At 56.2% G+C, this 475-nt stretch carries 1 protein-coding gene; it reads right to left on the reverse strand.

Annotation, left to right across the window (positions count from 1 at the left end; genetic code table 11):
- The coding region (locus B2W96_RS11540) for a CBS domain-containing protein (protein ID WP_293010560.1) at positions 1–475 on the reverse strand (475 nt) is incomplete at both ends.

Here is a 475-nt window from a genome sequence, read left to right on the forward strand (position 1 = left end):
CGCCGAGGGGACATCCTTGATGATCATTTCCGTCAAATCCAGATTCTCCCGCTTGGCCCGCATGGCGTCCGCCAACGTCAGAATTCCCTGAAGCTTCATCTGCCCATCCACAACGTACACCGAGGAGATGGCGTTTTTCCGCATCAGCCGCAGCGCATGGTCAATGCCGTCGCCGGGCTTAATCAAACTCACCGGCGTAATCATAATATTACGCACGGACAAAACCTTCGATTTGTCTGCGGAATCGATGAAGCGCCGCACATAGTCGTCCGCCGGACGCGTGCTCATGCCTTCGGGCGTGTCCACCTGAATCAGGCGTCCGTCCCGCATGATGGCAACTGTGTCGCCAAGATGAAATGCCTCGTCGATGTCATGGGTAATGAAAATGACGGTCTTCCCCAGCTTCCGCTGGATAGACAGCAGCTCAAACTGCATGTCGTTTCGCACCAGCGGGTCCAGCGCGGAAAAGGGTTCG

This window comes from Oscillibacter sp. UBA6647, from assembly GCA_002455655.1.
Classification (GTDB): Bacteria; Bacillota; Clostridia; order Oscillospirales; family Oscillospiraceae; genus Oscillibacter.